A 23,720-nucleotide genomic window follows, 5' to 3' on the forward strand; every position below is an offset into this window, starting at 1 on the left:
CCCCCGACGAACCCCGTCGCACCGGTCACGAGGACGTGCATACCTTCCTGCAGGACGGGACGGGGTTAAAACCGTGGCCTGTTCGTGTCGCCCGTCAGGACTGTCGAACGAGCGGCTCGTACCAGTCGCGGTTGTCGCGGTACCAGTCGATGAACTTCGCGACGCCCTCCCGGATGGTGTGGTCCGGGTCGTAGCCGAGCAGTTCCTCGGCGCGGTCGGTCGCGGCGTGGGTGTGTTCGGCGTCGGCGTCGTGGCGTTCCTCGTAGACCAGGTCGAGATCCGGGTCGATCTGGTCCCGGATCTCCGTCGCGAGCGTCTTGATCTCGATGTTGTCCGTCGAGCCGATGTTCACGGCCTTGCCGTCGGCGGCGTCCTCGTGAAGCAGCGTCATGTTTGCGTCGATGACGTCTTCGATGTAGGTGAAATCGCGCGTCTGCGTGCCGTCGCCGTAGATGACCGGCGGCTCGCCGTTGTGACACCGGGAGACGAAATTCGAGATGGCCATGTTCGGGCGCATCCGCGGGCCGTAGACGGTGAAATATCGCAACGCGACGGCGGGCAGGTCGTACACCTCGCTGTAGGCGCAGGCGTAGCGCTCGGCGGCGAGCTTCGACGCGCCGTAGGGTGAGACGGGCGTCGTGGGGTGTTGCTCGTCGTAGGGCAGGTACTCTGGCTTGCCATAAACGGAGGAGGAGGACGCCATCACGAACCGCTCGATGCCCTCGTCGCGGCAGGCGTCGAGGAGGTTCAGCGTGCCGTCGACGTTGACCTCGTCGTATTTGCGGGGGTTCTGGACGCTCGGGCGGACGCCGGCCTGGGCGGCCTGGTGGTAGACGTAGTCGGCGTCGGCGACGAGGTCCGTCACTAGCTCCGCGTCACGCACGTCGCCCTCGATGAACTCGTAGCTCCCGTCGCTGTTCCGGGCGGCCGCCTGTCCAGCTTCGATGTTGTGTTGCTTGATATCCAGATCGTAGAACGGGTCGCGGTTGTCCAATACGACCACATCGTGGCTGTCGGCGGCGAACCGCTGTGCCAGGTGGCCGCCGATGAACCCGGCACCCCCTGTGACCAGTATTTGCATTATCTGGACGGTGGCCATCGGACGACAAAAGTATGTCGAGAGTTAACTGTACTGAACTGTTCGAAGGGGCCAGCTACCTTGAAGTGTATACAGCGCATAAAAACTCGCTAATGGCCTCTAGAGCCTGCGACGGGTGCGATACGAACGTTTCGATAGCCGGCGGCATCGCCAACATCTGGTCGCAGGAGTCCAGACCGACCGAGGGAATCGTCCTCGAACTCGGCGACGACACCGAACACTTCCTCTGTTACGACTGCATCGACCAGCTTCCCGACGACCGCGAGGTGACGGCGGCGGACGTGGCCGCCCTCTAAGTCGTCACGTCTCCCGTTCGAATCCGGGCGTCCACCGCGTCACGCGCTCGTCGATTCCAAGGCGGCCGTCGCGCCAGCGGAGAAACGTCAGTAGCAGGAGGCCGCCGACGACCACGAAGAGCGAGTAGGCGATCCCTTCTTCGCCCACCCAGCGTGCGGGGCCGACGATATCGACTGCGATTAGCTCGGGCGTCCGTTGTGAGTGGCCGAGACCGAACACCGCGCTCTGGGTGAAATTGTACCAGGCGTGAAAGCCGATCGGGAGGGCGAGGTCGCCGGTGAGGACGTACGCGCCGCTCAGGACCAGTCCGGCGAGCAGGTAATAGCCGTACTGGCTCGGGTGGTCGACCTTCCCGCCGTGCAGGAAGGCGAAGACGAGCGAACTCGCGAGCACCGCCACGCCGACCGCGGCCCACCGCGGGACGGGCCCGTCGGCCCCTTCGGCGAGGTTCTTCAGCATCGCCCCGCGGAAGACGATCTCCTCCCACGCCGACGCGAGGGCGACGTAGGTGAAGACGACGGCCATCGCCGGCAGGAACGGGAGATCGCCGGCTCCCTCCGCGACGCCGACGACAGTGGCCCAGCCCACGCCGACTGCGACGGCGAGCGCGCCGGCATTGATCACGGTCGCTATCGCACCGCCGACGGCGAATGACCGCCACCAGTGACGGTCGAGCGACAGGCCGTACTCGCCGACAGGTCGGCGGTCGAGGACCCGCGCGCTGACGAACACCGTGGCGACGAGGACCGCTCCGATCCCGGCCGCTTCGAGCGGTTCTCGGATGGGGTGCGTGAATCGGGCCCGAACGACGCTCTGTAGCGCCGCGAGGGCGAGAAACGACAGTACCGCCGGGAGAACCGCACGCAGTGGCGCTCTGAGCCTGCCGTCCGCGCTGTTCCAGATCGGCCAGACGAGGCGAGAGACAGTCCGCTCGACGACGCTCGGGGTCGTCCGGCTGTCTCTTTGCTCCGGTGACTTCGGTGGCATGTCCGGACGACCGGCCGGGACCGACGTATCACCGCGGGCACTGCTTCTGATTCGGAAGCCAGTGGACCGATTTTATTGCGTCTCGCTCGCTTTCAGCGAGCATGGACGCGGTCGGCGACGATGAACTGCTCGCGCTGCTCGAAGACGAGTACGCGCGGGCCATCATCGCCGAACTCACCACCGGACCGATGTCCGTCTCCGAACTCTGTACGGCCTGCGAGATGTCCGACCCGACGGCGTACCGCCGCCTCGACCGACTGGAAGCCGCCGACCTCGTCGCCGAACGGCAGGCCGTCGACCCCGACGGACACCACTACAAGCGCTATGTCGCGACCGTCGAGGACGTGACCGTCACGTTCGCCGACGGGTCGTACGACGTGGCTGTCTCACGGTCCTCGTCGGATCCGGCGGACCGATTCACCGACCTGTTCGAGGGGCTGTCCTGAGATGTTCGCGACGCTACTGCAGATACGCACGGGTGGGACCGATCCGGAAATTGCGCTGGCCGTCGTCGCGCTGTCGATACTCTCTGTCTTGCTCTCGGCCGCCATCGCTGTCGTCCTCGTCCACGGCTATCGTCGCGGGCCGGGTCGGACGGGCATGCTGACGCTCGCCGTCGGGCTTCTCCTGCTCACGACTGTACCGGAGATCCTCCGCATCGCGCTCCCCACGGCCACCGGCGTCGGTGTCGTCGGGCGCTCGCTCCTCGTGAGCGCCTGCGAACTGCTCGGGCTCGGAACGATCCTGTGGACCGTCTACGGGGGTGAGTCGTCGTGACGGTCCCGCTCGACCTGCTCGCGCCGGACGCCGTCGCGGAACTCTCGCGAGCCCTGACGGCCGTCGTCGGACTGTTCGTCGCGTCGCTGGCCTACCGGGGCTACCGGCGCAACGACGCGCCGAAGATGTGGTGGCTCGCCGTCGGAATCGGGTCGCTGACCGCCGGCGTCTACGCCACTGCCACCATCGCTGTCTGGGCGGGCGCTGGGGCTGGCATTGTGTTGCTCGTCAGGGGTCTCGTGACCGTCGCAGGGCTCTGTGCCGTGCTGTACGCGCTGTTCGTCGAGTGACTTCAGATAAGAACAAGTGTCAGATGTGGTCGCCCAAAGGCGACCGGAAATCTGCCTTAGTTGCGGACGACGTTCGTCGCGCGGGGGCCCTTGTCGGCCTGTTCGATGTCGAATTCGATCTCCTCGCCTTCTTCGAGGTCAGGGCCGCCAACGTCTTCCATGTGGAAGAAAACGTCATCGTCCGCGTCCTCAGTCGAGATGAAACCGTAACCGCCTGTGTCGTTGAAGAAATCAACCTTACCGTTTGCCATTGCAAATATACGTACAGGGGGTATATGTATAAGAGTTCCGAGAGTATCAGTACCACGACCGTGTGCCTGTGAACACGACCCACCCCCGTCATCTCGCTAGCCGCCGACGCTCATCCAACGACAAGAAAGGTTTAGGCCGCCTCGTCCGTTGCTTTCTCGCGTGTACCCCGCGCGGATTACCGACGAGTTCCCGGCCCCGTCCTACCGGGGCAACCAGAAGCAGGCCCTCGCTGACATCCGTGCGGCCTTTGAGAGCGGCAAGGACGTGGTCCTCGTTCGCGCGCCGACTGGGAGCGGGAAGTCCCTGCTCGCTCGGGCTATCGCCGGCTGTGCCCGGACCGCGGGTGAGGCCGCCCCGGAACAGGTCATCGACGCCTACTACACCACACCACAGGTCTCCCAGCTGGACGACGTGGCCGAGGACGCTCTGCTCGAGGACCTCTGTGTCATCCGCGGGAAGAACAACTACGACTGCATCCTCCCCGGCGAGACGGACACGCCGGTGAACCAGGCCCCGTGCGTGCGCGAACGGAAGTTCGACTGCCAGGTCAAACACCGCTGTCCGTACTTCTCGGACCGCGCCATCGCCTCGAACCGCCGCATCGCCGCGATGACACTGGCCTATTTCATGCAGACCGCCGGCAGCGACGTGTTCGGCAAGCGCGACGTGGTCGTCATCGACGAGGCCCACGGCCTGGGCGAGTGGGCGGAGATGTACGCCACCATCGACCTCTCGCCGCAGTCCATCCCGATGTGGAACGACATCGACGTGCCGGACATCGACGGCCTGGACGAGGCCGTCTCCTTCACTGAACGGGTCGAACACCTCGCCGAGCGCCGGGTGAAGGAACTGCGGAACAAGGCGGAACTCACCGGCGACGAGGTGGCCGAACGTGACTCGCTGAACACGCTCCGACAGGACCTCGGGTGGTTCCGCGAGGACTACACCGACACCGAGAGCGCGACCACCTGGGTCGTCGACCAGGCCGACGGCGAGAACGCCCCGGTGACGATCAAGCCGATGAACCCCGAGCGCTACCTCAAACACACCGTCTGGGACCGGGGCAACCGCTTCGCTCTGCTGTCGGCGACCATCCTCAACAAGGAGGCGTTCTGTGCGAACGTCGGTCTGGATCCCAGTAACGTCGCGCTCGTCGAGGTCGGCCACACCTTCCCCGTCGAGAACCGGCCGCTGTACGACGTGGCCCAGGGGAAGATGACCTACGAGCACCGCGACGACACGCTGCCCGACATCGCCCGGACCGTCGTTCGCATCATGGCACAGCACACGGACGAGAAGGGGCTCATTCACTGCCATTCCTACGCTATTCAGGAGCAACTGAAGGACCTCCTCGACGACTTCGGCGTCGGCGCTCGCGTCCGCACCCACGATAAAGACGGCCGAGACGGGGCGCTGTCCGCCTGGAAGCGCAGCGACAACCCCGACGTGTTCCTCTCGGTGAAGATGGAGGAGGCCCTCGACTTGGAGGGCGATCTCTGTCGCTGGCAGGTGCTGTGCAAGGCTCCCTATCCAAACACCCGCGACTCCCGCGTCGCCCGACGGCTCGAAGACGACCAGTGGGGCTGGTACTACCGGACGGCACTGCGGACGGTCATCCAGGCCTGTGGCCGCGTCGTCCGCGCGCCCGACGACTATGGCGCGACCTACCTCGCGGACTCGTCGCTGCTGGACCTGTTTGAGCGCGCCGAGCACGATATGCCCGACTGGTTCCGTGCGCAGGTCGACCGCCTCTCAGCGCCCGACCTGCCACGGTTCGCACCGGACCAGGCGCTTTCTGCGCTCAGTTCGGGGACCAAACGCCGGCACGACCGCTCGCGCTCGCGGTCCGGGGACGGCAACCACCCGCTGTCGGACGTGTGGGACTAGAAGAAGGCGAAGGCTAACCCGTAGACCACCGACGACCCGACCATCAGACCGACGAGAATGATGGCGATAATCTGCTGTCTGTCCATGCCGTTCCCTTGACTACTCGCCTAATTAGGCGTTACGACCGTCTGCCCGGGGCATGCTACCTGTTCTCACTTGTCTGGATTGCGTGCGTAAAGACGCCCTACTGCACCCGAGCGTCGACGACAACGTGGGCGACGCCCTCGCTGTACTCCTTGACGCGTTGGGTATCCAGAATCTCGACGTCCCGGCCGGCCTCGGTGGCGGCCGCCTCCAGTCGCTCGATGGGACGGTCGAACACGAGCGCGTCCGGCGTGGCCTCGTGCATGTGGAGGACGCCGCCGGGCGTGAGCGCGTCGAGCGCGCTGTCGAGGTACTCGTGGGAAGCGTCGGGCGGAGCCCGACTGTCCTCCGCGCGCGGCGCGGAGGCCTCGTAGTATCCCATCACGATTCGGTCGGCGCGTGCCTCCTCGGCGAAGCCCGGAACGACATCCCGGCAGTCGGCCCGGTAGGGGTGGACCCGCTCGTCCACATCGTTCAGCATGACGTTCTCGACCAGAAAGCGAAACGCCGTGGGATTGCGCTCGACGGCGGTGACCTGCGCGCCGGCACGGGCCATCGGGAGCGTGAAGTAGCCGATGCCGGCGAACATGTCCAGCACCCGCTCGTCTGCCGCGACGATGTCGCCCATCCGCGCCCGCTCGGCCTTGTTGCCGGGCGAGAACATAACCTCGGCGAGGTCCATCGCGTAGCGCGTGCCGTGTTCGGTGTGGACCGTCTCAGTGTCGCCGTCGCCGGCGATGACTTCGACGCTGGGTTCGCGGTGCTCGCCGGAGATGCCGTGACGGGCCAGCACCGTTTCGGCCTCGCCGTGGAGCGCCAGCAGCGCCTCGCCGACTTCCGCCGGCCGAGGGCTGTCGCCGATGTCGACCAGCACGACGGAGCCGAGGACGGCCCAGGAACTCGGCGCGGCAGCGATCTCCTCGTCGTTCCAGCCGCGCTCCCGGAGGTGGTCATCGAGCGTTCGGAGACGGCGCTCGCCGACCTGCCGGACGACCTCCCGGAACTGCGTCTCCTGTGGCGGAGCCGTCACCGGAACCGCGACGCTGTCCGCGGTCCACTCGGTGATGCTTCTGGTATCGTCGTAGACGCCCTCGGCCCGCAAAGATTCGATAGCGACTTGCGAGCGAGGCTTGGCGACGACAGCGGCTAGCTGCTGGTCGTCCGTCTCGCTCGACTCGCGTCTGGCTCCGTCCTCACTCATCGGTATCCGTGTTGTCTCCCTCGGCCGGGAGAATGTGCAACCCGGCGTGGCTCTTCAGCACCGGAACTTCGTCGGTGTCGGTGTCGGCGTCGAGGTAGTCCGGCCGCGGGACGGTCTTGCTCTCGAAGGTTTCGGGGTCTAACACCTGGACGGCGTTGTCGTCCTCGACGGCGACGAGAGTGGTCGTCTGGGCGTCCTCGCGGAACCCCAGGCGGCGGGCGTCGGGCGTTTCGCCCTCTTCGAAACTGGCCTCGTAGTCTTCGCCCGTCGTCAGGCGGACGCCCTTGAGGTTCCCCTGCACAGAGCGGACCAGCACCGGGCCGTCGCCGTCCTCCGGGTCGATGACCTCGCCCTGGCGGTACCGTGGCAGGCGGACGGCGTAGGTCATCCGGTACAGCTCCTGGCCGTCCTCGTCTTCGGAGATGAGACGCCGCGAATCGGAGTACGACCCGCCGAGCTGGGCGGTGATGCGCTTGGCGATGCCAAGCCCCATCTGGTTCGTCGAGATCTTCATGTCCAGCCCGTTGTCGACGGACTTCGTCTCGGTGATGAAGGCGTTGCGGTCGCCGGTCGCTTCACGGGCGGCGATGTACTCTTCTGCGATTTCTTCGGCCCGCTCGCGCTCGTCGTCGGTCGGGTCGCGCCCGTCGGCCCGCACCTGAACGATGCTGGCGAAGGACCCGCCGGCGATCTTCCCGCAGCGCTTGCACGTCTGCCGGGAGATGCGGACGGGGACGGTCACTTCCTCGGTGACTGGCGTCCCGCGGATGACGCCGGAGAACTCCGCGTGCATCCGGATGTTATTCTTGTCGAGTTGCTCGGGAGCGACCTGCCAGGCGACCGACTGGGCGTCGACGTGGATACCGAGCGCCTCGCTGACCTGCTCGACGGCGATATCGGTGTAGTCCTCCGCGCCGATGTCGACCCAGCGGTTTCCCTTGTGGACCGCGCCGCACCGCGAACAGACCCGAACCTGGATGGTGTCGGGGGCGTCCACCAAGTCGAACTCCTCGAAGTAGCAGGCGTCACAGAGGACGTGCTCGGAGTTGCGCTGGCCGCCGGCTCCAGCCAGCTCCGGGCGCTCGTCGGTGCCCTCCGGTATTTCGTCACCGCAGCGTGGACAGAACTCTCCCGACCGGCTCATTACCGGCCTTACTGTACTGAACTGTTTAAGCCGTGTGTTCCGCCGCCGCGGCAGGACGCCGTCGGCAGGTCCAGCACTGCTCCCAAGCGCTCACTCACCCGTGAGGGTCGGCGCTGCAATGTCGGCGTCGACGGCCTCACGCCAGTCGTATTCCGGCTCCCAGTCCAACAGGCCCTGCGCTTTCGCAGTTGAGAGCGCCGACTGGTCGTCGTCCAGTTCACACTCTGCGGGAAGCTCCCCCCACTGCTCTTCCACGAGGTCAGCCGTCGGCCGGCGACGTAGTTCTCGGCGGCGGCGACGTTGAATGCTTCGTGCCCGCCGAGGTTGGCATCGAGCGCCGCCGCAACTGCTGTCGCCACGTCGCGAACGTCGACATACGACCAGCAGTTGCCCGCACCGTCGGCGAGGTCGCCCGTGGCCACGTCCCGGCAGTTGTACTCGCCGGGGTACTGAATCCACGACGGGCGGATTGATGCCACGTTGACGCCGTCACGCCGGACGACCATCTTCGCTACTTCTTCGCCGGCGACCTTCGATGTGCCGTACGGGTCCTCCGGCGCAGTCGGATGTGCCTCGTCTATCGGGAGATACGCCGGGAGCGGCGTCTCCTCGGCGAAGGCCAGTCCGTAGGCGCTCTCCGAGGACGCCCAGACGACGTCCGCGCCGGCCCGACCCGCCGCGTCGACGACGTTGTACGTCGCGGAAACGTTGGTGTCGAACACTCGCGTGCCCGCGTGGCGCTCCGGCGCCGGCAACGCGGCCCAGTGGACGACGGCGTCTGGATCGATCTCGCTGAACAGGTCACGGACCTCGACGCCCTCAGTCACGTCGACGGCTTTGAAATCGATGTGCTCCCGCGTCGGGATTTCCCAGCCCGGGTGGTCCAGGTCCACGCAGACGACGTGGTACTCGCCGGCGAGGTGGTCACAGATCCAGCGCCCCGAACGCCCGAGCCCGCCAGTGACGACGACTGTGTCGCTCATGCATCCGGTTGTTGCCCTGAGAGTAAATGTGTGTGGACAGTTGCCCCGCTGACGGTCCTCTGGCCCCGACGTGTGGCACTTTCCCACGATAGCGAGGTTTTAGAGTGTCGACCGTCTATCACTGGGCATGGAGTGGCAAACAGACTGGGGGCTCCGAGGCCGAATGGCCCTGACGATGTTCCTGCTGTTCGCGCTGTACATCGTCTTCCTCGGAGTGCTCGTTGTGGCTTTCGAGAACCTCGCGCTTATCGTGGTCGTCATGGGACTGTTCCTCGGTGCGCAGTTCTTCTTCAGCGACAAGCTCGCCTTGTATTCGATGGGAGCCCGGACGGTCGAACCGGAAGAGTACCCCGAACTCCACCGGACTGTCGACCGCCTGGCTCAGCAGGCCGACCTCCCGAAGCCGAAGGTCGCCGTCGCCGACTCTCGGGTGCCCAACGCCTTCGCCACCGGCCGGTCGAAAGACAGTTCGGCCGTCTGCGTGACGACGGGCATCATGGACACGCTCGATCAGGACGAACTGGAGGGCGTGCTGGCCCACGAGCTGGCCCACATCAAGAACCGCGACGTGATGGTGATGACCATCGCGTCGTTCCTCTCGACGATTGCCTTCCTCATCGTCCGGTGGGGCTGGCTGTTCAGCGGCGGCCGCGAACGTGGCGGCCAGCAGGTACCGGTCATCGTCGCCATCCTCATCTCGCTGGTCGTCTGGGTCATCTCGTTCCTCCTGATCCGGACGCTCAGCCGCTACCGCGAGTACGCCGCCGACCGCGGCGGCGCGATGATTACCGGCAAGCCCGCCGCCCTCGCCAACGCGCTGATGAAGATCGACGGCCAAATGGACAAAGTTCCGAAGGAGGACATGCGCGACCAGGCGGAGATGAACGCCTTCTTCATCATCCCCATCGACGTCGGGTGGATCGGCCGCCTGGCCAGTACCCACCCGTCGACGAAGAAACGTATCGACCGCCTGCAGGACCTCGAACGCGAACTCGAAGGGCGCTAGGGTCGGTTGGCTTTTTCATCGTCGCCTCTGGAGTTATACGGATTCCCGCAGTGACCGTTATACAGAGCCAGAAAGCCCCCGCGCTCTCGGCTTTGGTTCGCGGTTTCACCGCTCACCAAGACGAGGGACCTTCGGTCCCTCGCGACCCGCGGCTTGCTGCACTCCGTAGGTGCTTGCTACGCCGGGGTTCGCCAAGAGCACGGCCCCTCTCAGTCCCACCCAGCCTGGATTGACCAACCGGCTACGGGTGGGACTGAAAGGGGCGTCGTCGGCGCTACGCGCCGACTGCTCGGGAGACCTTCGGTCTCCCGGTGGCTGTCTGAACGAAAGCGGACGACGCAAGCACTGCACGAGCGACAATCGGGAGCGAGGAAGCGCACAGCGAGTCCCCCGAGTTCAGACAGCCGGGGCTTTCTGGCTGTGAAAAGTCTAATTCACACAGTCCGATTCACCAACGGAGACACAAACCACCTTGGTCCCCGGCCCATAGAGACGAGCATATGGGATTGCTCGACGGACTCAAGAGCGTCCTCGGGGTGAAAGCCGAGGCCGACGCGACACGGGACGCCGACCCCGACGACCTGTTCGGGATGAGTACCGCCTACGTCACGATGGAGGCCGACCTGGGGTACGAGCCGACCGGCGAGGCGGCACTGTGTTTCGCCGACGTCGACAGCACGGACTTCCAGGACGCCGTCGACGAGGTCGAATCTATTCTCGACGCCGGGATGGTCGAGACGGGCACGCGGGCGACCTTCGAGACCGACGACCACGGCTACCAGTGGGTCGTGTTGCACGACGACGACTTCGAGGACCTGCTCACGTCGATCCACTTCGCCGCGGACACGCTCGTCGAGCGGCGCTACGGGTCGCGCCTGCTCGCAGCGCTGTTCGCGTTCGAGCACGCGCGCGAGAACCAGACTGTCTACTGGGTGTACTCGTTCCGCCGGGGCGCGTACTACCCGTTCGCGCCGGACCCTCACGACAGCCACGAACGCAACACGTCCGCGGAGTTCAAACTGGACAGCAACCTCAGCGACGAAATTACCGTGGAAGGCGACAAGGAGTACTGGTATCCGCTGTGGCCCGACCGTCCCGGCTACCACCCCTGGGAGTAGGACGACGCGCTCTTTCCCCTTTCCCATCTAAAACTCCCGATTCCGTCTCGAACGACACCGCTGCCGTCCTACACTTTCACTTTCACTCTGGTGTTAACGAGGCTTTATACCGCCGGACGCACAAGGCACGTCCATGTCCGCAAGTGAGGACCTCGAAGAGCTGCCGGGTGTCGGTCCGGCGACAGCAGAGAAACTCGAAGACAACGGCTACGATTCATACCAGGGGATTGCGGTCGCCTCCCCCGGCGAACTGTCGAATACGGCCGACATCGGCGAATCGTCGGCGGCAGACATCATCCAGGCTGCCCGCGAAGCAGCTGATATCGGCGGTTTCGAAACCGGCTCAACAGTGCTCGAACGCCGCGAGCAGATCGGGAAGCTCTCCTGGGGCGTCGACGAGGTCGACGACCTGCTCGGCGGCGGCGTCGAGACCCAGTCCATCACCGAGGTGTACGGCGAGTTCGGGGCCGGCAAGTCCCAGGTAACCCACCAGCTCTCGGTCAACGTCCAGTTACCGGCCGAACACGGCGGACTGGAAGGCAGCGCCATCTTCGTCGACTCCGAGGACACGTTCCGACCGGAGCGTATCGAACAGATGGTCAAGGGCCTCGCCGACGAGGTACTGGCAGACACGATGGTCCTCCACGGCATCGTTGAGGAGGGGGACGACGCAGACCCGACCGATGAGGACCTGCTCGATGACCTCGTCGCCTCCGTGCTGGAGAAGATCCACGTCGCGAAGGCGTTCAACTCCAACCACCAGATTCTCCTGGCCGAGAAGGCCCAGGAAATCGCAAGCGAGAGCCAGGACGAGGAGTTCCCCGTCCGCCTGCTCGCCGTCGACTCGCTGACCGCCCACTTCCGCGCCGAGTACGTCGGGCGTGGCGAACTCGCCGACCGTCAGCAGAAGCTCAACAAGCACCTCCACGACCTGATGCGGGTCGGCGACCTCAACAACACCGCCGTCGTCGTCACGAACCAGGTCGCCTCCAACCCGGACTCCTTCTTCGGCGACCCGACCCAGCCCATCGGTGGCAACATCCTCGGCCACACCTCCACGTTCCGAATGTACCTCCGCAAGTCCAAGGGGAACAAGCGCATCGTCAAACTCGTCGACGCGCCGAACCTCCCAGACGGCGAGGGCGTCATGCGCGTCGAAGAAGACGGCCTGCTGAACGAGTAGCCCGAGTCCTAAGGACTACTACCGACGCGACGATTCCAGACTTTTTCTCCGGCGGTTTTCGAGACCCGCAACAGCGTCCGCCCGAACTGGCATGTGGACTGCTCCCGCGCCTCGAACCCCTTCATTTCATCTCGAACCGCCTTCCGTCCCGCGTCTTGCGGCCGTCAGACGCACCGTGGTGAATGTGAAACTTCGCCACCCCAACCGCAAGACGGCGGTACATCTCCTGTCGAAACAGAGGGGTAACAGCCGGGAACCGACAGACAGCTGTCTGGTCGTCGATGTTCTCCAGGGGTCAGTTGTCGACTGGAGATGTCAGAGTCCAACCGCCATGTTTGGACGGTACGAAAGTCGGTGGACAGCGAGAAAATCAGTCGCCCGCCTGATCTGCCGTGGCCTGTGCGTCGGCGCTCCGACACCTCGCCGTCAGTCCCCGGCAGATTTCATCCCGGTCTCTTCGAGGTCCGCACCGCCGACCGACGAGCGCAGGGCGTCCATCCCGTCGTCGCGGTCGATACCGAAGTTGTCCCGGTACAGTTCCTGCACGCGGTCGTACTCCTCGTCGCTGAGCGGCGGCGTATCGGGCGCGCCGGCCCACTCGTCGATGTCGGCGTTCGTCCGGAACGTCGGAGTGACCGACGCCACCTCGTCGTTGTAGAGGAGCCACTGGATGGCCGCCTGGCCCATCGTCCGTGCTCCGTCACGTTCTAGGAACCGGATTTCCTCGACTTTCTCCCAGCCGGTTTCGTACCACTCGCTCGGCCGGTGGGAACGGTGGTCGCCCTTGCCGAGTTCCGTCTCGGGGGTCACCTGCTCGTTCAGCAGGCCCGAGGAGTGCGGGACACGAGCGAGTACCGACGTATCGGCGTTCTGCTCGCGGATAGTGTCGATGAAATGCTGGCCGGGAGTCTGCTCGAAGAGGTTGAAGACGGTCTGGAGCGCGTCGAACTCGTTTGCGACCGCGGCGTCGCCCTCGGCGAGCCAGCCAATAGAGGGGCCGAGCGCCCAGCCGATGGCCTCGACTTTCCCTTCCTCGCGGAGTTCGTCCAGCGCCTCCAGCACGTCCTCGTCGACCTCGTCGACGTTGGCGTTGTGGAGCATCAGAAGTTCGACGTGGTCCATGCCGAGGCGGTCGAGAGAGCGGTCGACGGCGGTGTGAACCCACTCAGGTGTGACCTTCTTCGGGAGTTCGCCGTGGCCGGCCTGGGGGTTGTTGTAGAAGTCGTAGCCGATCTTCGTCGAGACGGTGACCTCGTCGCGGTGTTCCGCCAGCGCCTCGCCGATGATTTCCTCGCTGTCGCCGTGGCCGTACACGTCGCCGGTGTCGAAAAACGTCACGTCCTCCGCGAGTGCGTGCTGGACCATGTCGATAGCATCGTCGCGGGTGCGGTCGCCCCACCAGTCCGTGCCGACGACCCAGGCACCGAATCCGACTTCCGAGACCTCGACGCCGGAGTTTCCGAGTGTCGCGTATTCCATACCCGTTGTAGCGGCGCTGTCCACTTAGCCGTCTTGGTTTGCGGTGTCGGACCGCGTCCGAATCCGGAGCTCGGGGGTGGCGATAGCATCGAGCAGTTCGACCGTGCCGTACTCGCGGTGGACCCACCAGTATAGCGCGGCTCCGCCGACGCCAAGCAGCGGGAGCGCGATGAGGCCGCCTTCGGGGCCAAAGTTGCCGCCGGTCACCAGCGTCGGGCCGGTCGCATCGGTTGAGAGCAGGGAGACACCCATGCGGAGGCCGCTCACGGGGAAGCCAAGCAGTGCCAGCGTGTAGTTCCAGGCGACGTGGAAGCCGCTGGCGACCCCGAGTCGCCCGGTCAGGACGTAACACGCACCGAGCAGGAGGCCGTAGAGGGTGATGTTGGTCACGCTGAGCAGCGACGCGCTGGGGTTCGTCCAGTGGAGAACGCCGAATAGCGCGCCGGTCAGCGCCGTCGCGGCGATGACCGCGCGGCGCTTCCCGACCCAGCCAGCGAGCCCCTCGGCCGCATTCGTCAACAGGTAGCCACGGACGAGCACTTCCTCGGCAGTCGCCTGGACGATGAAGAACGCTCCCAAGAGGAGGACAGCGACCGGCGGTCCGAACGCGGTCAGTGGGAGCGGCCCGCTGTCGACGGTAGCGAAGATGACGCTGACTTCCACGAACCCTGCGCCTAGCTCGACAAGCAGGACGAGCGTGGGAAGCCCCGCCCCGAGCGCGAGGCCGAACGCAGCGTCGCGCCACCACTGTCGGTCGAACCCTAACCCGTAGTCAGAGAGCGTCCGTCGGTCCAGCAGATAGCCGAGTACGACAGCGACGGTGGTTCCGGCCGCAAAGAGCGCAATCTGGCGCGCAACTGCGACCGCTGGCGTCACGCCCACCACGGACGACACCACTGCGACCACTCCTGAGAGCAGAACGAGGCCGAATCCGGCGAGAAACACCCACAGCGTGACCCGCCACGGCGCTCGCAGCCGGCGCTCAGAGGGATTGACGATGTAGCGCCGTATCTCCATGATGAAATCCGACCTGACCATGTCGTCGTCTGGAACGGCGGCGTCTTAACTGTGGCTTGCTCGCCGAATTCCGTGGTATACGGTGTCGTGACACGGGTGTTACTGGGTAGGTTTCAGGTAACGGAAACCCCTATCTGCCCGCGAAGCCACGTACTCGACATGACGAAGCGTCACGTGTCGCTGCCACCGCTCGCTGAAGAGGGGCTCAGGGCGTTCATCGACGAGGTCGACGAGCGCCTTTCCGGTGACGAGGACACCTGCGATGTTGTCACTGACGTGTTGGTCGACCTCCACGGCGACCGGGACGCCTACGAGCGCTGGCAGGACGGCGCGGATATCTCCCCGGCCGAGCGGGTCCGGCTTCAGGGCTATGACCCCTGTAACACGACCCTCGAAAGCGAGTACTACGCCGAGAAAGACGAGGAGCGGTTCAAACGCTCGAAACACCTCCAGTGGCTCTGGCGGCAGTTCGACGCGACGCCGATGGCGGACAACGTCGAGTTCGCGCTCCGGTTCCGGCGGATGCTCGCCGACCACCTCTTTGACTCCTGTGGCGAGGGCTGTCGCTTCTTCAAGGGCATCACGTTCACCTACGGCCACAACATCGAGGTTGGTGACAACGTCGTGGTCCACGACGACGTCCACCTGGACGACCGCGGGAGACTCACTATCGGCGACCGCGTCTCTATCTCCGACGACACCCACGTCTACAGCCACGACCACGACGCCGTCGACCAGACCCACGTCGACAACTACCACACCATCATCGAAGACGACGTGCGCCTGACCTACGACTCGATGGTCCGGGCCGGCGTCAAAGTCAGGGAAAACGCCATCCTCGCGGCGAAGTCCATCGCCGGCAAGGACATCCCAGCCCATCATATCGCCGCCGGCACGCCGGCGAAGTCCCTGACCGTCAAGGACGGCTGGGAGTCCGTCGCGGAACCCATCGAGGGGGCGAACGTCGACCGCCGCGCCGAGCGGCAACTGTCCGTTACCCTGCCCGATAATCTGGAGCAGTTCGACGAGTTCCAGCGGGACCTCCAGCCGCCGGACCGCCAGTAGCCGGTGCGGCCACGCCGGCAGTCCTTTTGCCGCACCGACCGAACCCCTGGTATGCGAAGCGTCGCCATCAACGTCGGAGCGAACACGAACGAGCCCGGCTTTCGCGGGCCACTGTTCTCCGACGGCACCTTCGAGTATATTCCCATTCCCGAATCGAAACCGACCAGCGAGCCAGTGCCGACCTACGGCGACCTCGACCTGCGGACCGACGTTTCTGCGGTGGCCGACCAGCCGGTCCACTTCGACCCGGAGTTTCCCGAGGCCGGCGGCGAGCGCTACACGTACGGCGACGAACACGGCGTGAAGGCCGGCCCGCTCTCGGAGCTGTCGGCCGGTGACTACCTGTTCTTCTACGCGACGCTGTCGATGGCCGACGAGCGTTCGGCCTGGGCGTCGCCGAAGTGGGGTGCCCACGTCATCGGTCACTTCCAACTCGCTCGTGACGCGGTGACCGGCGACGAGTACCGGGACCTCCCGTCCGAGGAACAGGCACAGTTCGCCTCGAACGCCCATGTGAAACGCGACCCCTTCGACGCTCGCGTTCTCATTCGCGGCAACGCTGACGAATCACGACTGTACGACACGGTCGTCCCGCTGTCGGCACCGAGCGGCGGCACCGACGCGAACGAACTGGTCACCGAACTGTCGTCCGACTCGGGGAAGGGGCCGTGGTGGCGACGGCCGATGCGGTTCGACGAGGCTGGCACGGAGCGACTGCTCGAACTGGCTGATAGCCACCCCAGCGCCCTCGAACGCTGAGGCAGCCGAATGAGTTATCACCGGTGAAAATAGAATGTGAAAGCATATGTCCAGACGGACTCAGGTAGCTGATATGCGTCTCTCTAGTGGGGTCCCCGGCTTCGACGAACTCATTGAGGGGGGGCTACTCCCGAATCGTCTTTATGTGGTCAGCGGCCCGCCGGGCAGCGGGAAGACTACTTTCTGCTCACAGTTCATTACACAGGGCGTCAAAGAGGGCGAGACGTGCCTGTACGTGACGATGCACGAGACCAAGACGGAGTTGATGCAGGACATGGCCGGCTACGAGTTCGGGTTCGACCGGGCCATGCAGTCCGACGCCATCCAGTTCCTCAACCTCGTCACCGAGAGCGGAAAGCGAACTATCACGCAGTTCGGCAGCGAGGGCGGCCTGACGAACCGCCTCGTCGCTTATATCAGACAGAACGACATCCAGCGGGTCGTCATCGACTCGACGATGCTGTTGCAGCATTTCATGAACGACGTCGAAGACGAGATCACGGGCTTTCTCTCCGCGCTGAAACAGACGGACGCGACGACGCTGCTCATCTCTGAGATGACCGACCCGTCCTCCTACAGCGACGAACACTACCTCGCACACGGCGTCGTCTTCTTCCACAACTTCCTCGAAAACGGGAGCATGACCCGCGGCGTCCAGGTTATCAAGATGCGAGGCACTGCCATCGACTGTGACATCCGGGAGATATCCTTCTCTGACGCCGGTCTGCAGGTCCACTCCGATCGGAAAGTGGAGACATGAGCCGCTACGAGCACGAGTTCGGCACCGACTGGGAAACGCTCGGCAAGGACGAGGCCACCGACCGGGCCTACGCCATCGGCGTCGCCGAGCGCCTCGGGGAGTACAACCGCGAGGAACTCGAAGCCATCTACGCCGAGATGAACTCGGCGTACCACAAGAGCATGGTCGAACTCGCGTACGACGAAGGCCGCAACGAAGCGAAGGAAGCGGCGGAGACGACCAACGCCGACCGGGACGCCCTCTGGGCCGACCTGATCAACGGCGAGAAGACGTACATCGACGAAGACGACGTGCCGACCAGCGGCCGCGACGGTCTGCCGTCGGCGCTCGACTCCTCGGAACTGCTCGACAGGCAGTCGATCGACAGCACTGACGCCGTCGACAGACCGGACTTTCTCGACAGGTAGCTGGCTCCAGTGTGTGCACTCACCGACAGCGATAGCCCTGCTGCTCGCCCGTGTAAAAACGAAGGAGACGGGAAACCCGTCCAGAGCTGGGGTGGCAGCAGGTAGTGCTGGGCCGTTAGAAGGAGACTTGGTCCGGCCCGTCTTCGCCCATGCAGACCGGGTCGCGGTCGGAGTAGCCCTTTCGGCCGATGGCCTTGCTCGACACGCCCGCGAACGCCGCGAACTCGGCGTCTTCCGCGCTCTCGAAGGTTTCCGGGGCCGACCGGCTCAGCGCGTCGCCCAGCCGTTCGGTGCCGTTTGGCAGTTCTAGCTCCATGTCGCCGTCGCCCTCGATGATCTCTTCGGCGGAAACCGGGTAGTCATACGATTGGAAGGCGTCCGTCGCGTTGCTTAGCATTCGCATATGTGTCGAAAGTTCATGGTCGATAATAAACCTTCACTATAGATAATCATAATATCCCTTAATGCGTATAAGGAACTCACGTTTCGTGTTCCCACGATACATGGCTCGACCAGAAGCGGCTTGCTGCTGGGGATTGTGGGTGTTGTATGGTCGTCGCTGACTTGCACGTACACACGACCCGCTCCGACGGGACGCTCTCCTTCGACGAGGTCCCGGCCGCCGCGAGACGAGCGGGCGTCGAGGTCGTCGCCCTCACGGACCACGACCGACTCCAGCCTGCACTCGACAGCCCCGTTACCGACCGGGACGGCGTGACGCTGCTCCACGGCATCGAACTCCGCGTCGAAACCGGGACCCAGCGACTGGACCTGCTGGGCTACGGCGTCGACCCGACCGACGAACTCCGGGCCGAGTGTGAGCGCATCCAGCGGAACCGCCGAGAGCGCGGCGCGCGCATCATCGAGTGTGTCGAGGACCGGTTGGGCGTCTCGCTCCCCGTCGAACCGCGTGACGGCCTGGGTCGCCCCCACATCGCCCACGGGATCGCCGAGGTGTCGGATCACACCTTCCAGTCCGCATTCGACGAGCTAATTGGCGACGACTGTCCCTGTTACGTCGCCCGGGAGGTCCCGTCCTTCGAGCGCGGCTGTGCAGTCCTCTCGGAGGCGTGTGGACTGGTCGGCCTCGCCCATCCGTTTCGATACCCCGATACGGCGGCCGCGCTGTCCAAGTGTGCGTCGCTCGACGCCGTCGAACGGTGGTACCCCTACGGCCGTACGGTCGACGACAGCCTCGTCGACGACGCTATCGAGCGATACGACCTCGTGCCGACGGGCGGCAGCGACGCTCACGGCGAGACGCTGGGTGACACCGGTCTGGACGCCGCCGCCTGGGGCAAGGTAGAAACAGCGCTCAGCGTCTGACAACCGGCAGACGGAACCCGAGGGTTCAATGTCGTCCGGGGCTACTATTCAGGTATGCAGTGTCACTACTGCGACCGTGAAGCCGACATCGCCGTCGAGAGCGACGGCATCAAGGTCGGTGTCTGCAAGACGCATTTCCGTGAACAGATGGCGGAACTGGAAGACGCCGACTGGCTCGAAGACCTCGACGAAGAACTCGACATCGACCGACGCGAGTGACCGACGCTCCGTTTTGCTGCTTCTGCCGTGGCGTGCCCCAGTGGCACCGATGTGACTCGCCCTGACTAACGGTTAAGGACTGTCCGCTGTACATGGCAACTATGGAGAAAGTCAGTCTCGACGCCGTCGAGTCGCGAATGGGGCCGGCGTCGGTCAAGCGGGCGCTCGCCGGGCCGCTCGGCACCGACGCCATCGCGCTGAACTACTACGAACTGGCACCGGGCGAGTCCTTCGGCTTCGGCTACCACCGCCACCCTGACCAGGAGGAGGTGTTTCTCGTCCAGTCGGGCACAGCGACGTTCGAGACGGAGGACGGCGACGTGCGCGTCGGAGCCGGTGAGGCCATCCGCTTTGCCCCCGGTGAGTGGCAACGCGGCCACAACGAGGGCGACGAGCGCGTCGTTGCGCTTGCGCTCGGCGCGCCACAGGAGATGGGCGACACGGACATGCTTCGGCACTGCGAGGAGTGTGGCGGTCGCACGCACAACTACGTCGAGATGACGGACGACCGGGACGCGCTGGTGACACGCTGTGAGGAATGTGATGCCGAGACCGGCCGGTTCACCTGACCGTCAGAAGGTACTTCGACGGCTTAGTCATCGGAAGCAGCGGCGGTGCCGGTCGCGTCACCAGTCTGACGCGCGGCGAACTCGGTGAAGTTGTCGAACAGTCGCTTGGCCTCGCAGGCGGCGCGGTAGTTCTCCTCCGTGACGCCGTCCAGCACCGCCTCGATGCGCTCGTCGGAGAGCTGGCCGTCCTTACCTTTCGTCACCGTCTCGGCCGTCCTGGGGTCGTACTCGGGGTGGAACTGCACCGAGAAGACGTTCCCCTTCCGGAACCCGTGGACGCCGTAGTCGTTCTCGGCGAACGTGGTCGAACCCGGCGGCACCTCGGCGACACGGTCCGAATGCGTCGTGAAGACGGTAAACGACTCGTCGACGCCGGCGAGCAGTTCGTTCTCGCCGTCGTGTTCGACGGTTCGGTAGCCGATCTCGTACTCGTCCATCGCCTCGACGGTCCCGCCGAGCGCGTGCGCCAGCAGTTGGTGGCCGAAACAGACGCCCAGGAACGCGATGTCGCGGTCGACCGCGTCGGTCACCCAGGATTCGAGGTCCCGTATCCAGGGCTCGTCCCAGTAGACGGACGCGCGGCTGCCCGTGACCAGACAGCCGTCGAACGCGAAGGTGTCGGGCAGTTCGCGTTCGGTCACGTCGTATTCCACGAGGTCGGCGTCGAGTTCCCGCCGGAAGTTCCGGCGGTTGTCATCGCCGTCGTGGGCCGCGTTCAGTAGGGCGATCCGTGGCCTCATTACCAGTATGCAGCGGCTCAAACGGTAAAAACGTACGTACTGACGGTAGTGATTGCCGCTCACAGTGACGGGACACCGGCGTCGAAGCAGGCGCGGGTACAGCGGCTATCGGAGATAACTGGCCATTCGGAACTGTCTCGCTACGGGGCGTCGACGACTACGATACGTGCGTTTACGTTTGGTCCGCTTCCGGGTTGTTCGTCCGCCGATAGGAGCCCACCATCTTCCACAGCGTGTCGTTGAAGTCGTCGTTGTTGGCTTCGCTCTCGATCTGCCGGTACAGGTTTTCCGAGACTTCGATACGGGGCATCAAGTGCGTATAGAGAGCGGGAGTAAATAAATCTCCGCTGACACGGAATCGAGTAAAAGCTTCAACGACCTCCTCTAGGGGCCATATAACCATCTGGCACCGAAAGAGACGAACCAGGCCATCCAGACGCAGAATATGACCAGCCACGTCCCGTACTGGACTGTCGGGTTCGGAACCAGGACGTACGCCAGGACAAGCAAAGCGGCAATGCTCGCCGCGGCCGTGGCGTCCCAGCGGTCCAGTGCGGGCGGATCGACCATCTGGGACTACTGTGAAATGCCGTAAGTATCGTTGTCCCAGTCGTTGACGCCGGTGTCGTAGACCGCCTGCTCGCGTTCGATGGCATCGATTCGCTCGCGGTCGGCGGCGTCGAGTTCCCAGTCGAACAACGCGAGGTTCTGGCGGACGTGCTCGGGAGAGGAAGACTTCGGTAGCACCACCACGTCGTTCTCGACCGCCCACTTCAGGATAATCTGGGCCGGCGACTTGTCGTATTCCCCGGCTAACTCCTGAATCACGTCGTCGGCGAACACCTCGGTCCGACCCAGCGGCGCGGCCGCCTCGACGACGGTGTCAGTGTCGCGGCAGAACTCGACGACTTGGTCCTGGGTGTTCCAGGGGTGGTACTCGATCTGGTTGACGGCGATGGGCACGTCGGCGACGTGCTGAGCGGCCCCGAGCTGGTACGCGCTGAAGTTCGAGACGCCGACGTTGCGGATCTTCCCCTGGTCGTGGAGCGTCGCCATCGCGTTCATCGTCTCGCGGATAGAGACAGCGGGGTTTGGCCAGTGGACGAGATACAGGTCGAGATAGTCAGTCCCGAGGCGGTCGAGCGACGCCTCGCAGGCCTCGATGACGGACTCGTAATCGAGGTGCTTGGGCAGCACCTTCGACGTGAGGAACACGTCCTCGCGGTCGTAGTCGGCCAGGGCCTCGCCGATTTCGGCCTCGTTCCGGTAGCCTTCGGCGGTGTCGACGTGAGCGTAGCCCGCATCGAGCCCCGCTCGAACGGACTCCTGTACGGTGTCGCCGTCGATGTCCCACGTCCCGACGCCGACCATCGGCAGTTCGTCGCCACTCGGAAGCGTCACTGTTGGGGGTGTCACAGTACGTGCCTCATCCGCCGCAGTCAAAACCGTTTCGCGCTCGTCGTGTCGTGGCACACGCCCGATTTACGTTTCACTCGGGACTGGCGATGTCGACCGGCTGGCCGGTGTCCGCGCTCCGGGCCAGCGCGTCCATGGCGCGCATGTTCCCCAGCGTCTCGGCGCGGTCAATCGGCGGCGCTTCGCCGTTTTCGACGGCGTCCGCGAACGCCTCGACCTGCAACTGATAGTGGTCCACCGGGTCGAACGTCTCTGTGACCTCGCGGCCGTCGACGCTGTACGTCAGCGAGACTGACTCGTCGTGTTCCGGGCCGAAGCAGTTCGGCGCTTCGAGCCAGCCGTCGTCGGTCTCGACCCGGTAGTACTCCCGTCTCGGTCCGTCGAACCCGCAGGAAACCGAGGCGACCCCTCCGTCGTCGTACGAGAGGATGCCACTGAGGTTCGTGTCCACGCCGCTGTCCCGGGAATCCCGGGCATGGGCAAACGCCCGGTCCGGCTCGCCGAGGAAGCCCCGGGCCGCGCTGACGGCGTAACAGCCCACGTCCATCAGGCTCCCGCCGGCCAGTTCCGGGTCCAGCCGGATGTTACTGGCGTCGCCGAGCGAGAACTTGAACGACGCGTCGACGGTGTGTACCTCGCCAAGTTCGTTTTTGACGATTTCCCTTGCCCGCCGGGTCCGCGGGTGGAACTGATACATGAACGCCTCCATCAGCGTGACGCCCTGTTCGGCACAGTAGTCGAAGAGGTCCACTGCCCCGGCAGTGTCGACGGTCAGTGGCTTCTCACAGAGCACGTCGAGCCCGTGGTCGGCAGCCCGCTGGCTCCACTCGGCGTGGAGCGCGTTCGGAAGCGGGTTGTACACCGCGTCGATATCCGCCTCGGCGAACATCGTCTCGTAGTCGCCGAAGGCACTGTCTATATCGAGGGCCCCGGCGACCTCGCTGGCACGGTCCCGGGTTCTGGAGCTGATCGCCGCGACCGTGTGGTCCGACTTCTGGATGCCCGGAATCACGTCCTTGCGTGCGATTTTCGCCGTCGAAATAATGCCAAAGCGCATACCGATACCCGACTCTCCGTTGATAAACAATTACCGACCTTTCGCTTCTGACTCGACGCTGACTTCCTGTTCGGATACGGCGGCCAGTCCGTCCGCTGGCGGCTCGCGTCTGTCGGGCACGAGTTCGGCGGCCACCTCGCGTGCGCGCTCGAAGTGGGCCGCCGCACCGTCACACGCGGCCCCGGCACTCTCTCGCTTTGACTCGTCGCTGCCCTCACGCAGCGCCTCTTGCCCCGCTTCACGGTGTGCATCGACCAGTTCGACGGCGATGTCCGCGAGCGCCTGTCGGAGCGACGCCCGGTCGCCGTCGAAGCGGCGGTCACGACCCCAGTCCAGTTCGTACGCCGTCCGGTATCGGTCGAGGGCGGCTTCCCAATGTGTGGCCCGCGCTGCCGGGTCCGTCGCGGCTCTGGCCGCGCCCGCAGCCGCCTGTGCCGCGTCGACCGGGGCCGACAGGAGTTCGGCGTATTCCGCCTCGACTGCGTCCCGTGCGTCCGTGATGGCTTCTGCCGACGGCTCCGGTGCCGTTACCGCCCAGTGCTCGTTCGTACTCGACGCTGGCCTGTGCGTACGCATCCGCGGCCCGCTCCGTACGCCC

Annotated in this window: 28 protein-coding genes and 2 pseudogenes; 15 read left to right on the plus strand and 15 right to left on the minus strand. The window is 65.0% G+C overall.

Annotated elements, in window-relative coordinates:
• Positions 1-94: 94 nt before the first annotated feature.
• Positions 95-1,081 carry an SDR family oxidoreductase gene (locus tag GJ630_RS16370; protein WP_044951575.1) on the minus strand — a complete coding sequence of 329 codons (987 nt, stop codon included), beginning with the start codon at positions 1,079-1,081 and terminating at the stop codon, positions 95-97.
• A gap of 110 nt (positions 1,082-1,191) precedes the next feature.
• Here GJ630_RS16370 and GJ630_RS16375 point away from each other — a divergent pair, with 110 nt between their 5' ends.
• Positions 1,192-1,395 (plus strand): hypothetical protein, encoded by a 204-nt coding sequence (locus tag GJ630_RS16375; protein WP_008306949.1) that lies wholly within the window; start codon positions 1,192-1,194, stop codon positions 1,393-1,395.
• 4 nt (positions 1,396-1,399) lie between these two features.
• Here the strand turns inward: GJ630_RS16375 and GJ630_RS16380 are convergent, their stop codons facing one another.
• On the minus strand, positions 1,400-2,383 hold the full coding sequence (locus GJ630_RS16380; protein ID WP_191450384.1) for a CPBP family intramembrane glutamic endopeptidase: 984 nt from the start codon (positions 2,381-2,383) through the stop codon (positions 1,400-1,402).
• Between the two features lie 101 nt (positions 2,384-2,484).
• On the opposite strand from GJ630_RS16380, the gene GJ630_RS16385 reads away from it, so the two are divergent.
• The 3 genes from GJ630_RS16385 to GJ630_RS16395 are packed head-to-tail and all read left to right on the plus strand — an operon-like array spanning position 2,485 to position 3,450.
• Entirely contained in the window at positions 2,485-2,829 is a 345-nt protein-coding gene (locus GJ630_RS16385) for a winged helix-turn-helix domain-containing protein (RefSeq protein WP_014039182.1), read from the plus strand.
• Between the two features lies 1 nt (position 2,830).
• Entirely contained in the window at positions 2,831-3,160 is a 330-nt protein-coding gene (locus tag GJ630_RS16390) for a hypothetical protein (protein ID WP_014039183.1), read from the plus strand.
• Positions 3,157-3,450 carry a hypothetical protein gene (locus GJ630_RS16395; protein ID WP_014039184.1) on the plus strand — a complete coding sequence of 98 codons (294 nt, stop codon included), beginning with the start codon at positions 3,157-3,159 and terminating at the stop codon, positions 3,448-3,450. Before GJ630_RS16390 ends, GJ630_RS16395 begins: the two co-directional genes overlap by 4 nt.
• A 56-nt stretch (positions 3,451-3,506) precedes the next feature.
• On the opposite strand, the gene GJ630_RS16400 is transcribed toward GJ630_RS16395, so the two are convergent.
• The gene (locus GJ630_RS16400) at positions 3,507-3,701 is read right to left on the minus strand and encodes a cold-shock protein (RefSeq protein WP_004516469.1); all 195 of its coding nucleotides are present in this window, start codon (positions 3,699-3,701) and stop codon (positions 3,507-3,509) included.
• A 160-nt stretch (positions 3,702-3,861) separates the two neighbouring features.
• Here GJ630_RS16400 and GJ630_RS16405 point away from each other — a divergent pair, with 160 nt between their 5' ends.
• The gene (locus GJ630_RS16405) at positions 3,862-5,589 is read left to right on the plus strand and encodes a helicase C-terminal domain-containing protein (RefSeq protein WP_371727771.1); all 1,728 of its coding nucleotides are present in this window, start codon (positions 3,862-3,864) and stop codon (positions 5,587-5,589) included.
• A 184-nt stretch (positions 5,590-5,773) separates the two neighbouring features.
• Here GJ630_RS16405 and GJ630_RS16410 read toward each other — a convergent pair whose 3' ends face one another.
• From GJ630_RS16410 to GJ630_RS16420, 3 genes and pseudogenes are all read right to left on the minus strand, one after another.
• On the minus strand, positions 5,774-6,874 hold the full coding sequence (locus GJ630_RS16410) for a class I SAM-dependent methyltransferase family protein (RefSeq protein WP_191450389.1): 1,101 nt from the start codon (positions 6,872-6,874) through the stop codon (positions 5,774-5,776).
• Positions 6,867-8,018 carry a 60S ribosomal export protein NMD3 gene (locus GJ630_RS16415; RefSeq protein ID WP_191450391.1) on the minus strand — a complete coding sequence of 384 codons (1,152 nt, stop codon included), beginning with the start codon at positions 8,016-8,018 and terminating at the stop codon, positions 6,867-6,869. The genes GJ630_RS16410 and GJ630_RS16415 overlap by 8 nt, the downstream gene beginning before the upstream one ends.
• A 90-nt stretch (positions 8,019-8,108) precedes the next feature.
• Positions 8,109-9,001: pseudogene (locus tag GJ630_RS16420) on the minus strand (NAD-dependent epimerase/dehydratase family protein).
• 127 nt (positions 9,002-9,128) lie between these two features.
• Between GJ630_RS16420 and htpX the strand changes: the two are divergent.
• From htpX to radA, 3 genes are all read left to right on the plus strand, one after another.
• The gene (gene htpX / locus GJ630_RS16425; protein ID WP_014039189.1) at positions 9,129-10,007 is read left to right on the plus strand and encodes a zinc metalloprotease HtpX; all 879 of its coding nucleotides are present in this window, start codon (positions 9,129-9,131) and stop codon (positions 10,005-10,007) included.
• A 500-nt stretch (positions 10,008-10,507) separates the two neighbouring features.
• Positions 10,508-11,125 carry a hypothetical protein gene (locus GJ630_RS16430; RefSeq protein ID WP_014039190.1) on the plus strand — a complete coding sequence of 206 codons (618 nt, stop codon included), beginning with the start codon at positions 10,508-10,510 and terminating at the stop codon, positions 11,123-11,125.
• A gap of 133 nt (positions 11,126-11,258) precedes the next feature.
• On the plus strand, positions 11,259-12,308 hold the full coding sequence (radA, locus tag GJ630_RS16435) for a DNA repair and recombination protein RadA (RefSeq protein WP_014039191.1): 1,050 nt from the start codon (positions 11,259-11,261) through the stop codon (positions 12,306-12,308).
• 426 nt (positions 12,309-12,734) lie between these two features.
• Here radA and GJ630_RS16440 read toward each other — a convergent pair whose 3' ends face one another.
• A complete protein-coding gene (locus GJ630_RS16440; protein WP_050007583.1) occupies positions 12,735-13,787 on the minus strand; it encodes an aldo/keto reductase in 1,053 nt (350 codons plus the stop codon).
• 24 nt (positions 13,788-13,811) lie between these two features.
• Entirely contained in the window at positions 13,812-14,825 is a 1,014-nt protein-coding gene (locus tag GJ630_RS16445; protein ID WP_014039193.1) for a CPBP family intramembrane glutamic endopeptidase, read from the minus strand.
• Positions 14,826-14,963: 138 nt separating this feature from the next.
• Between GJ630_RS16445 and GJ630_RS16450 the strand changes: the two genes are divergently transcribed.
• From GJ630_RS16450 to GJ630_RS16465, 4 genes are all read left to right on the plus strand, one after another.
• Positions 14,964-15,869 carry an acyltransferase gene (locus tag GJ630_RS16450; RefSeq protein WP_064287064.1) on the plus strand — a complete coding sequence of 302 codons (906 nt, stop codon included), beginning with the start codon at positions 14,964-14,966 and terminating at the stop codon, positions 15,867-15,869.
• A gap of 51 nt (positions 15,870-15,920) precedes the next feature.
• A complete protein-coding gene (locus GJ630_RS16455) occupies positions 15,921-16,628 on the plus strand; it encodes a hypothetical protein (RefSeq protein WP_064287063.1) in 708 nt (235 codons plus the stop codon).
• Positions 16,629-16,701: 73 nt separating this feature from the next.
• Positions 16,702-17,388, plus strand: coding sequence for an ATPase domain-containing protein (locus GJ630_RS16460; RefSeq protein ID WP_008306920.1), 687 nt, complete (start codon positions 16,702-16,704; stop codon positions 17,386-17,388).
• Positions 17,385-17,795 carry a hypothetical protein gene (locus GJ630_RS16465; protein ID WP_191450393.1) on the plus strand — a complete coding sequence of 137 codons (411 nt, stop codon included), beginning with the start codon at positions 17,385-17,387 and terminating at the stop codon, positions 17,793-17,795. Before GJ630_RS16460 ends, GJ630_RS16465 begins: the two co-directional genes overlap by 4 nt.
• A gap of 115 nt (positions 17,796-17,910) precedes the next feature.
• Here GJ630_RS16465 and GJ630_RS16470 read toward each other — a convergent pair whose 3' ends face one another.
• Positions 17,911-18,198 (minus strand): hypothetical protein, encoded by a 288-nt coding sequence (locus GJ630_RS16470; RefSeq protein ID WP_023843068.1) that lies wholly within the window; start codon positions 18,196-18,198, stop codon positions 17,911-17,913.
• 146 nt (positions 18,199-18,344) lie between these two features.
• Between GJ630_RS16470 and GJ630_RS16475 the strand changes: the two genes are divergently transcribed.
• From GJ630_RS16475 to GJ630_RS16480, 3 genes are all read left to right on the plus strand, one after another.
• Entirely contained in the window at positions 18,345-19,121 is a 777-nt protein-coding gene (locus GJ630_RS16475; protein WP_151102779.1) for a PHP domain-containing protein, read from the plus strand.
• 54 nt (positions 19,122-19,175) lie between these two features.
• Positions 19,176-19,340: a DUF6757 family protein gene (locus GJ630_RS19665; protein ID WP_014039200.1), complete on the plus strand. Its 165-nt coding sequence runs from the start codon at positions 19,176-19,178 to the stop codon at positions 19,338-19,340.
• A gap of 101 nt (positions 19,341-19,441) precedes the next feature.
• Positions 19,442-19,909: a cupin domain-containing protein gene (locus GJ630_RS16480; protein WP_044951581.1), complete on the plus strand. Its 468-nt coding sequence runs from the start codon at positions 19,442-19,444 to the stop codon at positions 19,907-19,909.
• A 23-nt stretch (positions 19,910-19,932) separates the two neighbouring features.
• Here the strand turns inward: GJ630_RS16480 and GJ630_RS16485 are convergent, their stop codons facing one another.
• From GJ630_RS16485 to GJ630_RS16505, 6 genes and pseudogenes are all read right to left on the minus strand, one after another.
• Positions 19,933-20,649 (minus strand): type 1 glutamine amidotransferase, encoded by a 717-nt coding sequence (locus GJ630_RS16485; protein ID WP_191450395.1) that lies wholly within the window; start codon positions 20,647-20,649, stop codon positions 19,933-19,935.
• Positions 20,650-20,821: 172 nt separating this feature from the next.
• A complete protein-coding gene (locus GJ630_RS19670) occupies positions 20,822-20,959 on the minus strand; it encodes a hypothetical protein (protein WP_004516449.1) in 138 nt (45 codons plus the stop codon).
• Positions 20,960-21,033: 74 nt separating this feature from the next.
• Positions 21,034-21,219 carry a hypothetical protein gene (locus GJ630_RS16490; RefSeq protein ID WP_050037389.1) on the minus strand — a complete coding sequence of 62 codons (186 nt, stop codon included), beginning with the start codon at positions 21,217-21,219 and terminating at the stop codon, positions 21,034-21,036.
• A gap of 6 nt (positions 21,220-21,225) precedes the next feature.
• Complete coding sequence (locus GJ630_RS16495) at positions 21,226-22,020, minus strand: aldo/keto reductase (protein WP_064287109.1); 795 nt, start codon at positions 22,018-22,020, stop codon at positions 21,226-21,228.
• A gap of 118 nt (positions 22,021-22,138) precedes the next feature.
• Positions 22,139-23,122, minus strand: a complete 984-nt coding sequence (locus GJ630_RS16500) for a Gfo/Idh/MocA family protein (RefSeq protein WP_044951584.1) — start codon at positions 23,120-23,122, stop codon at positions 22,139-22,141.
• Positions 23,123-23,152: 30 nt separating this feature from the next.
• A pseudogene (locus GJ630_RS16505) lies at positions 23,153-23,720 on the minus strand (hypothetical protein); the annotation flags it as partial.

It is taken from the genome of Haloarcula sp. CBA1122 (assembly GCF_009741785.1).
In the GTDB taxonomy this organism is placed as follows: Archaea; Halobacteriota; Halobacteria; order Halobacteriales; family Haloarculaceae; genus Haloarcula; species Haloarcula hispanica.